Consider the following 12102-nt stretch of genomic DNA (forward strand, 5'->3'; position numbering starts at 1 on the left):
GAGGATAAGATGGAAGAGCAAAAGACAGAAGATTATAAAGAACGCCTGCAGAAAGTACGTCAGAGACGAAATGGCAAAGATCCGATGCACTGGTTCATGATCGGAGGCTGTGCTGTCATTGTGGTGCTGGCTCTGGTTATCATCGTGAAGCTGGCACAGGGCGGCACGTTCGGAGGTTCTGGAAACGCCCGGGTGGCATCGGCATCCGAGGCAGAGGTGCAGGAAACCGTGATCGGAGAGACGCTGCCGGAGGATGAGGAACAGGCAAAAGAGGACGAAGAAAAGAAAAATGTAGTCGAGTCCTACCAGAATCTGGGTATTGTGGATGTATCTGGTTATCTTAATATGCGTGAGAGCGCCAGTACAACCTCCGATGTCATTGGCAAACTGATGGGCGGCAGTGCGTGCGAGATTCTGGACGATTCCCAGGAAGGCTGGTATCAGATATCTTCCGGCGGTCTGGAGGGCTACATCAGTTCAGAATTTGTACAGACCGGCGAGGCGGCAAAAACAGAGGCATTTGAGCTGGTCAAGAAGATGGCGGTCATCACGACTGACAAGCTGAATATCCGGAGTGAGCCGAGTGAGGATGCGCAGGTGCTGGAACAGGCACTGAAAAATGAGCGTTATTCCATTGTCAGCGAGCAGGACGGCTGGATTCAGATCAGCGGGGGCTATATTTCAGCGGATTATGCGGATGTGCGCTATGCGTTAAATGAGGCGCGTAAGCTGGATCTGCGGACGATGGTTCTCAACATGTATGACAATCTGGGTATTTCCAATGTCAATAACTACTTAAATATCCGTGTGGAGCCGAAGGAAGATGCGAAGATCATCGGTAAGATGACAAGCAAGTCCGGTGGTGAGATTTTGGAAACGACAGAGGATGGCGGCTGGTACAAGATCAAGTCCGGTCCGGTTACCGGCTATGTTAAATCTGAATTTATCCTGACAGGAGATGCGGCGAAGCAGGAGGCACTGCAGGTTGCACAGCTGATGGCGATTGTATCGACAGACCGTCTAAATGCCCGTACGGAACCCAACACGGACGCGCCGATCTGGACGCAGATTTCCAACAGCGAGCGGTATACGGTTATGAGCCAGCAGGATGGCTGGGTGCAGATTGCACTGGATGAGACGAGTGCCTATGTAGCGACTGAATTTGTCGATGTGCGGTATGCGTTAAATGAGGCGATCGAGTTTACACCGGTTGAGGAGACACCGGAGCCTGAGACCAAGGCGGCGAGCAGCCAGGGAGGCTCTGGAAGCAAGAGCAGCAGTAAAGGTGGTTCTGGCAGCCAGAAAGCATCTTCAAGCGGCTCCTCCAAGCGTGCGCAGATCGCAAACTACGCGACCCAGTTCCTTGGAAATCCATATGTATGGGGCGGTACAAGCTTGACAAACGGTGCGGACTGTTCTGGATTTACGATGTCGGTTATGGCGCATTTTGGTGTCAGCCTGCCGCATCATTCGGGTTCCCAGGCGGGAGCAGGAAGAAGTATCAGTTCCTCCCAGATGCGTCCGGGCGATCTGATCTTCTATACAAACAGCGGCGGAACAATCAATCATGTAGCACTCTATATTGGCGGCGGACGCGTGTGCCATGCGTCGAATGCAAGGTCCGGTATCAAGATTTCCACCTGGAATTATCGTACCCCGGCGAAGATCGTCAACGTATTGGGCGATTAATTTCATGAAAAGTTAATAAAAATTATTTGAAAGAGAGCAGGGAGAAAAGGCAGCTTTTCCCAGCTCTCTTTTTCTGTTTCATAGGAAATTGTGTCCTATGAAATAAAAAACGCTCCGCGGGGATGCGCACTCGCGCGAAGCAGAAACATGTCGCAAGTGACCGTGCGAGACGCCCGAATGAGCCAAGGTACATCCTTGTTTGTATAAAAAGCGGTTTCAGTGAATAAAGATAATAGGAAGACAGAATACTAAGAATGAATTAGGCAGTTGAGAAAAAACATTGAATCCGCGTGTAAGATGAAAAGAGCGCAGAAAAGAGGAAAATATGATTCGGGCAAATCGTGAAAACAGGGAATGGGAAAATGAAGCGTGGGACAAGCAGGCAGATAAGGCGGGAGAAAACCGGGAACAGGCGCAGGAGGATCCGATTCAGAAGCGTGAAAATGGACAGACGGATATTACGGGAAAGAATGGCAATCACATTGAATTAATCTCGATCATCGGAGAGATAGAGGGACATGAAAATTTGTCCGGCAATACGAAAACGACGAAATATGAGCATATTCTGCCTAAGCTGGCGGAGATCGAGGAGAGCGGTGAGACGGAGGGAGTTTTAGTCCTGATTAACACGGTGGGCGGCGATGTAAGCTGTGGACTGGCACTGGCGGAGATGATTGCTTCGCTCAGCAAACCGACCGTTTCACTGGTCATCGGGGACAGCCATTCGATCGGTGTGCCGCTCGCAGTGGCGGTCGATCACTCTTTTATTGTCCCGACCGGGACGATGATGGTACATCCGGTACGGATGACGGGGATGGTGATCGGTGCCGTGCAGACGTATGATTATTTTGAAATGATTCAGGATCGTATTTTAAGCTTTGTGTCCGGACACAGTCAGATCTCCTATGAGCGCCTCCGGAGCCTGATGCTCAATACGGAGATGATGACAAAAGATCTGGGAACGGTCCTGGTTGGCGGGGAGGCGGTCCAGGAGGGACTGATCGATGAATGCGGCGGGATCCGGGAAGCGCTTGCATGGCTGAACCGGGCGATCGATGGGAAGAAACAGGAAATAGATGCACACGACCGGATGACGAAGACGGATTTTAGTGAAAATCTGAAAAGAAAGTAGAACATACGTGCGAAAATTTTAGGAAAGCGTTGCTTTTTTTCCTGAATTTGGGTATACTGAATGAGATAATAAGAATGTAAAATGAGAAAAGCAGTCTGCGGGAGGCTGTATTTTGTGAAACAGGAGGAACCGCAGATACATGGGAAATATTGGAGGCATGAGACAGGTGGCAGATACAAGCAGGAAAAGACAGAGTACAGAGCGTGCCGGGGAAACAGCTGGGACAGAGAAAAAAGCCGGGCGATCCAGAAAGTCCCCTGCGGCGAAGAAAGCGGAGGAGACGCTGAACGAGAAAAAGAGTGGGGGGAAGAAGAAAGCTTCGTCCGGAAAAGGCACCGCGAAAGGAACAGGAAGCCGAAGCCGCGCCAGCCAGGCGCCGGAGCCGGTGGAGAAAAGTGGTACAGGGGCATTTATGGGAACGGAAGTGGCGATTATTGTATCATTTGCAATATCGGTACTTTTGTTTTTGAGCAATTTCGGGCTTTGCGGCTTTGTCGGAAGTTTTCTGCGATCGACTCTGCTTGGCGTATTCGGCGTGATGGGGTATCTGGTGCCATTCCTTTTATTTATGGGAACTTGTTTTTATCTTTCAAACCGAGGCAACCAGAAAGCCGTAGCCAAGTTGGTGGCGGTTGGCGAGGTGCTTCTGGCACTTTGCGGACTTTCCCAGCTTCTCATGGGAGGCGGTCAGCATCTGGACTGGAATCTGGGCGATTATTACGCGCAGGCAGGTGGAGGCGGCTTTATCGGTGGCATTCTGATGCTGCTGTTGTGCGGAACAGTGGGAACGATCGGAGCAGTTCTGATTCTGCTGGTGCTTTTGGCACTCGGTGCTGTGTGCATTACGGAGCGTTCCCTGGTAAACTTCGTTAAACAGGGCAGCGGAAGGGCGTATGAGTATGCGAAAGAAGATATGAGCCGCCGCCGTGAGATACATGAGGAGAAAAAGGAAGAAAAACGCCGTCTGCGGGAGGAACAGCGGGTCCGTGGCGTTGATCTTGAGGGCGCCAAGCTGACCGAGCTGCCAGTGATGCGGAATTTCTCGGAAGGAGTCCCGGAGGGAACCGTGCTGGGACCGGAGGACGCACCGGAGGAATTCCGTGAGATGCATGGAAGACAGGAAAACTTGCAGGATGAGACAGCGGCTTATGATGATTGGACCGATGTTCCGGCAGAGGGAAAAAATCTGGCACAGGATTCCGGACAGGGAGTAGAGAAGAAGAATCCGGCAGATGTATTTCGCGGTCAGATATTTCACGGCGGCGGAGCGGTAGAACCGGAACCGGTGGAGTATGAAGAAGATCCGGTGGAGTACGAAGAAGAACCAGTGGAATCGGAGCAGGATCCATATACATACGCTGGTTCAGAATCCCAGCTTCAGGAAGAAGCGGAGCGCGAGACGGCGCGGGCGGTAAGAGAGACAGAATTTGCGGAGGAGCCTGCAGAGACAGAGGACAGTGCGGGCGACCAGTTACTGAAACGCCTGTATGTACGCCGTGATACCCGGACGATGGAAGAATTTGCCGGCGGCGAGAGTCAGAAAGGTCCAGGCTATTATCCGGTAGAGACACGGGAGAGACCGGCTGCGGAGGCGGTTTCCGGTTTGACCGCGGAGGAGGTTCATACAGATTTAGGGCATCAGGATGTCTTTGAACCATCGGAAGACGAGTGGGAAACCGTTTCGATGGAAAATGAGAATGAAGGGAACGGACCTATATCTGGGGAAACAGATTCCGAGCCAATTGATGGCTATTATAAGACGCTGGAATCGGAACGGGGCGAGGCAAAGGGCAGTTTCTTTGTCCCGGAGGATTCCAAAACGGTCGTGACTGCATCCGGAAAGGTGATCGAGACAGATACAGAGGCGATACAGAAAAAACTGGAGCAGAAACGGGAAGAACGAAAAGCACTTCCAGTTGAGGAACTAACGGTTCCAGAGCAGATCGAGCGCAAGGAAGAGGAAGAAAAGAAGATCCAGAAAGAATACATATTCCCGCCATTGACGCTTTTAAAACGTGGCACGGGACAGACCGATTTCTCGGATCAGGAGTACCGGGAGACGGCGATCAAGCTGCAGCAGACGCTCCAGAACTTTGGCGTGGGTGTGACGGTTACAAACATCAGCTGTGGACCGACGGTTACCCGCTATGAGCTTCACCCGGAGCAGGGTGTCAAGGTCAGCAAGATTGTAGCGCTGGCGGATGATATCAAGTTAAATCTGGCAGCGGCGGACATCCGTATCGAGGCGCCGATTCCTGGCAAGGCGGCAGTCGGTATCGAGGTTCCGAACAAGGAGAACCATGTGGTTCTGCTGCGCGATCTGCTGGAGTCGGAGACATTTAAGAAATATCCGTCCCGGCTGGCATTCGCGGTCGGAAAAGATATCGCAGGTCAGACGGTTGTCAGCGACATTGCGAAGATGCCGCATCTTCTGATCGCGGGTGCGACCGGATCGGGTAAATCAGTCTGCATCAATACGCTGATCATGAGTGTGATTTATAAAGCAAAGCCGAGCGAGGTCAAGCTCATCATGATCGATCCAAAGGTGGTAGAGTTAAGTGTATACAACGGTATTCCGCATCTTTTGATTCCGGTTGTGACCGACCCGAAAAAGGCATCCGGAGCCCTCAACTGGGCGGTGGCAGAGATGACCGACCGTTACCAGAAGTTTGCAAAATACGGTGTGCGCGATCTTAAGGGTTTCAATGCCAAGGTTGCGTCGATTGCGGATATCGACGATCCGAAGAAACCGGAGAAACTGCCCCAGATCATCATTATCGTGGATGAGCTTGCCGATTTGATGATGGTAGCGCCGGGCGAAGTAGAAGATTCGATCTGCCGTCTGGCACAGCTGGCGCGTGCAGCGGGCATTCATCTGGTGATTGCGACGCAGCGACCATCGGTCAATGTCATCACCGGTGTGATCAAGGCAAATATTCCGTCGAGAATTGCTTTTTCCGTCTCTTCTGGAGTGGATTCCCGTACCATTATTGATATGAACGGCGCGGAGAAACTGCTCGGAAAGGGCGATATGCTGTTCTATCCGTCGGGTTATCAGAAACCGCAGCGTGTACAGGGCGCGTTTGTGTCCGACAATGAGGTTTCGGATGTGGTCGGATTTTTGAAACAGGAGGGGCTGACCGCAGAGTACAGCGCCGAGGTTGAGTCCAAGATCCGTTCGACGGCGATGGATGTGGGCTTTGGCGGCGGTGAGCGCGATGCCTATTTTGCACAGGCAGGTAAATTTATTATTGAGAAAGACAAAGCATCCATCGGCATGCTGCAGCGTATGTTTAAGATTGGCTTCAACCGTGCCGCGCGTATCATGGATCAGCTTGCAGATGCAGGCGTGGTCGGTGAGGAAGAAGGCACGAAGCCGCGTAAGGTGCTGATGAGCATGGAGCAGTTTGAAAACATGATGGAAGAAGGATATTAAAAAGCGGAATCATTATAAAATATCAAAATCAGGAGGTATCCTATGAAGCTTAAAAGCTGGCTGAAAGAATTGCCGTATACATTATTGCAGGGCAGCCTGGAGACGGAGGTTGACGAGGTGGTCTACGATTCAAGAAAGGCGGCGCCGGGGACGGTGTTTGTGTGTATGCGCGGGGCAAACGTCGATTCGCATACCTTTATCCCGGATGTGGTTGAAAAGGGCGCGCCGGTTCTGGTGGTCGAGCATCCGGTTGAGGCACCTGAGAACGTGACGGTCATTCAAGTGAAGAATGGACGGAACGCGCTATCGCTTCTTTCGGCGGCACGTTTTGATTATCCGGCGCGGAAGATGACGGCGATCGGTGTGACCGGCACGAAGGGAAAGACGACTACCACTTATATGATCAAGGCGATTCTGGAGGCAGCCGGACAGAAGACGGGTCTCATCGGAACGAACGGCGCTGTGATCGGTGAGAATCATTATCCGACCAAAAATACGACGCCGGAATCCTACATTTTGCAAGAATATTTTGCAAAAATGGTGGAAGCGGGCTGCCGTTACATCGTGATGGAGGTTTCTTCCCAAAGCTACCTGATGCACCGGGTAGATGGACTTTTCTTTGATTATGGAATTTTCCTGAATATTTCCAATGATCATATTGGCCCGAATGAACATGCAAGTTTTGAAGAATATCTTTACTACAAAAAGCAGCTTTTGAAAAACTGTCGGACAGCGCTGGTCAACCGCGATGATCCGAACTTTGATGCGATCGTAGAAGGGGCGACAGCAGAGATCCTGACCTTTTCATTGGAACAGGCGGCTGATTTTACAGCGGATGACATTCACTATGTACGCGAACATGATTTCGTGGGCGTCGAATTTCAGACGCATGGACGATATGAGAGCGATCTGCGTGTCGGCATTCCGGGCAAATTTAACGTGGACAATGCGCTGGCGGCAGCGGGCGTGTGCAGCTTCTTTGATCTGCCGAAGGAGAAAGTCTGCCATGCGCTGGAACATATCCAGGTCGATGGACGGATGGAGATTGTATATAAATCAGCAAAGTGCACCGTGATCGTTGACTACGCCCACAATGCGGTCAGCATGGAAAGTCTTCTTCTGACGCTGCGCGACTACAAGCCGAAGCGTCTCGTCTGCGTCTTCGGATGCGGCGGCAACCGGGCGCGCGATCGCCGGTACTCGATGGGAGAGATTGGCGGAAAGCTGGCAGATCTGTCGATCATCACGGCGGATAATTCCCGCTTTGAGAAAGTGGAAGATATTCTGGCAGATATCAAGGTCGGACTTGCAAAAACCGACGGCAAATACGTTGAAATCCCGGATCGCCGCGAAGCGATTGAGTACAGCTTGTCCCATGCGGAGGATGGCGATATCATCGCGATCATCGGAAAAGGGCATGAGGATTATCAGGAGATCGAGGGCGTGCGCTATCATTTCCTTGATCGGGAAGTAGTGCAGGAGACGGTGAAGAAGCTGCATATGTAATCAATTTGGAGGCAAAATATGGACCATATTACAGTCAGACATATCGTGGAAGCAGTGTCGGGAACACTGCTCTGCGGAGATGCAGATACAGAGTTAAAACACATCAGCATTGATTCCCGGAGTATGCGCGGGGCGGATCTGTTTGTTCCGCTGATCGGGGAGAAATCAGACGCGCATCGTTTCCTGGTTCAGGCGATGGACAATGGGGCGGCAGCCGCACTGACTTCGGAGCATGAGGCGGCACCGGAGGGCTTTCACGGCGCGCTGATCCAGGTGAAAGATACGAAACTGGCATTGCAGACGATCGGACGCTGCCTGCGGGCACGCCTTTCTATCCCGTTAGTTGGTATCACCGGCAGCGTGGGAAAGACGACGACGCGCGAAATGGTGGCGGCGGCGCTTTCAGCGAAATATAAGACATTCAAGACACCGGCAAACCACAACAGCCAGATCGGTGTGCCGCTCACGATCTCGGAGATTTCTGAGAATGATGAGATCGGCGTGCTGGAACTGGGAATGAGTGAGCCGGGCGAGATGGCGGTGATCGCGGAGATTGCGGCGGTGGATTCGGCAGTCATGACGAATATCGGTGTGACGCATATTGAGAATCTGGGCTCCCGCGAGAATATCTTAAAAGAAAAGCTGCATATCCAGGACGGTATGAAGGCAGGCGGAATCCTGTTTGTAAATGGAGATAATGATATGCTTTCCACCGTGCATGCAAAAGCAGGCTGCCATACCGTCCGTTATGGACTTGGAGCAGATAACGACTACCGCGCCGAGGATCTTTCATATCCGGATGGATTTCCGTCCTTTACGATGGTACACGGCGAGGTGCGCGTCCCGGTGAAGCTGACTGTTATGGGCGAGCACAATGTCATGAATGCGCTGGCTGCCCTGGCGGTTGCGGATGCCTACGGTGTGCCGCTTGCCGATGCAGCGGAAAAGCTGCTTGAATTTGGCGGGTTCAAGAACCGTCAGCAGATTTATCATAAAAATGGTTATACGATCGTGGACGATACCTACAATGCAAGCCCGGATTCGATGAAAGCGGCGATAGGTGTGCTTTCTTCCCTGCCGGCAGGACGCAGAATTGCGGTTCTGGCAGATATGAAGGAACTGGGAGAGAATACGATTCAGTTCCACCGTGAAGTTGGTGCGTTTCTGGCGGAAAAACCGGTCGATATCCTGGTTGTATATGGCGAACTGGCGCAGGCGATCGCCGAGGGAGCAAAGAAAGTCAAACCGGATCTGCATGTCGTTTCGTTTGAAGAGGACGAAAAAGAAGATATGCTTGACTGGCTGGATGCACAAATCGGTGAGGGAGATGCAGTCCTGTTCAAGGGTTCCAACAGTATGAAGCTGGGGGAGACGGCAGCGAGGTTTATCTCAGTCGAGAAGACTCCCACCTCTTCAGGTGGTAAGTAATAGCAAGTTTGTCTCAGTGGGAGTCCATTCTCCGACTGAGATAAACGCTCCGCGAGGATGCATAGTGATTCTGTAAAGAATATGTCAGCTTCGCTGACCAGAATCACGCGCCAAGTCTCACGGACGTTCGACTTGAATTAGAAATAGAAAGAGAAGGAATCATGGCGTATCAATACGCGGATATTATTATAGATATATCCCATGAGAAGGTGGATCGCCCGTTTCAGTACCGGATTCCGACGCATCTGGCGGAGGAGATTACGGCGGGAACGTGCGTGACGGTACCGTTTGGAAAGGGTAATTCACTTCGGACTGGATATGTGGTGGGAATGGGAAATACGGCGGAGTATGACCCATCCCGCATCAAGGAGATAGCTGGGATCGCACCGGGCAGTATGTCGGTGCAATCTCAGCTTATCCGTCTGGCGTGGTGGATGCGGGAACGTTATGGCGCGACGATGAACCAGACGCTCAAAACCGTACTTCCCGTCAAGGAAAAGATAAAACCGCGCGAGAAAAAGACGCTGCATTGTCTTTTAAACCAGGAAGAGCTGGAAGCGGCAATCCTGGCGGCACAGAAGCGGCATTATAAGGCGCGGGTGCGGCTCCTTGAGGCATTCCGGGACAATCTGGATATTCCGATGGAATTTGCCCGACGGGAGCTTGACCTGACCCTGGCGGCGATCCGCCCGATGGAGGAACAGGGACAGCTTTCAGTGAAAGTTTCCCGTGAGGAACGCGGGTTAAACCATGCAAAACTGCCGCGTCCAGCCGGACAGACCGTGCGCCTCAATGAAGAGCAGCAGGCGGCGGTTGACCGTTTTTGTGAGGATTATGAGACGGGGAAACGTGAAACGTATCTGATTCACGGCGTTACGGGAAGTGGAAAGACAGAAGTCTACATGGAGCTGATGGCGCGTGTCCTGCGGGATGGAAAGCAGGTGATTCTGCTGATCCCGGAAATTTCGCTGACATATCAGACGGTGATGCGGTTTTACCGGCGATTCGGCGATCAGATCGCGATTCTGAATTCCCGTCTCTCTGCAGGAGAACGCTATGATCAGTGGGAACGGGCGGCGCGGGGCGAGGTTTCCGTGATGATCGGACCGCGGTCGGCGCTGTTTGCCCCATTTTCCAATCTGGGACTGATTCTGATCGACGAGGAACATGAGGGCGCCTATAAGAGCGAGACGATGCCGCGCTATCATGCAAGGGAAGTAGCGGCGGAGCGCGCCCGGCTTTCCGGGGCTTCGCTGGTCTTGGGCTCAGCGACTCCTTCTCTGGAATCGTATCTGCGGGCTCAGAATGGCGAATATGTGCTTCTGCCCCTGCATCACCGGGCAGTGGCGGGAAGTATCCTGCCGAAGGTACAGATCGCTGATATGCGTGCGGAGATGCAGGCAGGCAATAAATCGGTGTTCAGCCGGTCATTGGATGCAATGTTGACAGAGAGACTCGCACGTGGCGAGCAGACGATGCTTTTTATGAACCGGCGCGGCTATTCCAATTTTGTTTCCTGTCGTTCCTGCGGAAAGGCGGTGACCTGTCCGCATTGTGATGTTTCCCTGACACTACACGGGAAGAACCGTCTGGTCTGTCATTACTGCGGCTATACGATTCCACTGATGAAGCAGTGTCCGTCCTGCGGATCACCGTATATTGCCGGGTTTGGGGCCGGAACGCAGAAGATGGAAGAATTTACGAAAATTCGGTTTCCGGATGCGAGGATCCTGCGGATGGATGCGGATACAACGGCAAAAAAAGGCGGACATGAAGCGATTCTGGAGGCATTTGCAAATCGTGAGGCAGATATCCTGATCGGCACGCAGATGATTGTAAAAGGGCATGATTTTCCGGGAGTGACGCTGGTCGGAATCCTGGCGGCGGATCTTTCCTTAAATACGCCGGATTACCGCAGCGCGGAGCGGACGTTCCAGCTTCTGACGCAGGCGGCTGGCAGAGCGGGACGCGCCGGGAAGCCCGGCGATGTGGTCATCCAGACGTACCGGCCGGAACACTATGCCGTGCAGGCGGCAGCGGCGCAGAATTATGAGCTGTTTTACAGCCATGAGATCAATTACCGGAGGCTGCTTCATTATCCACCAGTCTGCCAGATGGCTGCGGTTTATTTTGCCTGCGGCGATGAGGTGGTGCTGGATGAATGTGCGGAAATGGCGGCGCGGCGGCTGCGCGAAAGTGCCGAGTGTATCGGTCCGGTTCCGGCACCGGTATACAAAGTTAATGACATCTACAGAAAAATTTTATATATAAAGTGTGAAAAATGTGCTATACTGGATCAAATCAGGGGTCAGATTGAAACCCTGGCTGCCGCAGATACAAAATGGCAGGCGGTCCAGATTCAATACGATATATCATAGAGAGGAAGAGTGTATAAAATGGCAATCCGGTCAATTAGAACTATTGGCGATGAGGTACTGAAAAAAGAGTGTAAGGCAGTGACGGAGGTAACCGATCACACACTTGAACTGATAGAGGATATGTTTGACACGATGTATTCAGCCGGCGGCGTAGGTCTGGCAGCACCGCAGGTCGGTATCCGCAAACAGATCGTAGTAATCGACGTGGAGGACGGCAACCAGTATGTCCTGATCAATCCGGTCATCGAGGAAATGTCCGGCAGCCAGACTGGTCAGGAAGGCTGCTTAAGCGTTCCGGGCAAGGCTGGTCTGGTAACCCGTCCGAGCCACGTAAAGGTACGCGCGCTGAACGAAAAAATGGAAGAGTTTGTCCTGGAAGCAGATGATTTCCTGGCACGTGCGATCTGCCATGAGTGCGATCATCTGCACGGACATCTGTATGTGGAATTGGTAGAAGGTCCGTTAGAGGATGTAGCGGCAGAGGAAGAATAAAGCACATTGCCAGAATGAGAGAGAAACAAGAGTGGGGTGAC

Annotated in this window: 7 protein-coding genes; all 7 read left to right on the plus strand. The window is 52.3% G+C overall.

The features are described from left to right. Window positions 1-9: 9 nt before the first annotated feature. Complete coding sequence (locus tag DXD12_RS02140) at window positions 10-1689, plus strand: SH3 domain-containing protein (protein ID WP_118628493.1); 1680 nt, start codon at window positions 10-12, stop codon at window positions 1687-1689. Between the two features lie 325 nt (window positions 1690-2014). Then, window positions 2015-2821, plus strand: coding sequence for an ATP-dependent Clp protease proteolytic subunit (locus DXD12_RS02145; RefSeq protein WP_118628492.1), 807 nt, complete (start codon window positions 2015-2017; stop codon window positions 2819-2821). 139 nt (window positions 2822-2960) lie between these two features. Continuing rightward, window positions 2961-6257, plus strand: coding sequence for a DNA translocase FtsK (locus DXD12_RS02150; RefSeq protein WP_243105328.1), 3297 nt, complete (start codon window positions 2961-2963; stop codon window positions 6255-6257). Between the two features lie 42 nt (window positions 6258-6299). Then, window positions 6300-7763 carry a UDP-N-acetylmuramoyl-L-alanyl-D-glutamate--2,6-diaminopimelate ligase gene (locus DXD12_RS02155; protein WP_118637198.1) on the plus strand — a complete coding sequence of 488 codons (1464 nt, stop codon included), beginning with the start codon at window positions 6300-6302 and terminating at the stop codon, window positions 7761-7763. A gap of 18 nt (window positions 7764-7781) precedes the next feature. After that, window positions 7782-9191 (plus strand): UDP-N-acetylmuramoyl-tripeptide--D-alanyl-D-alanine ligase, encoded by a 1410-nt coding sequence (gene murF, locus DXD12_RS02160; RefSeq protein ID WP_117795534.1) that lies wholly within the window; start codon window positions 7782-7784, stop codon window positions 9189-9191. A gap of 161 nt (window positions 9192-9352) precedes the next feature. Then, window positions 9353-11569, plus strand: coding sequence for a primosomal protein N' (priA, locus tag DXD12_RS02165; RefSeq protein ID WP_182457003.1), 2217 nt, complete (start codon window positions 9353-9355; stop codon window positions 11567-11569). Window positions 11570-11587: 18 nt separating this feature from the next. Further along, the gene (gene def, locus DXD12_RS02170; RefSeq protein ID WP_022358693.1) at window positions 11588-12061 is read left to right on the plus strand and encodes a peptide deformylase; all 474 of its coding nucleotides are present in this window, start codon (window positions 11588-11590) and stop codon (window positions 12059-12061) included. Window positions 12062-12102: the final 41 nt, after the last annotated feature.

This window comes from Clostridium sp. TF11-13AC, assembly GCF_003481065.1.
Classification (GTDB): domain Bacteria; phylum Bacillota; class Clostridia; order Lachnospirales; family Lachnospiraceae; genus Otoolea; species Otoolea fessa.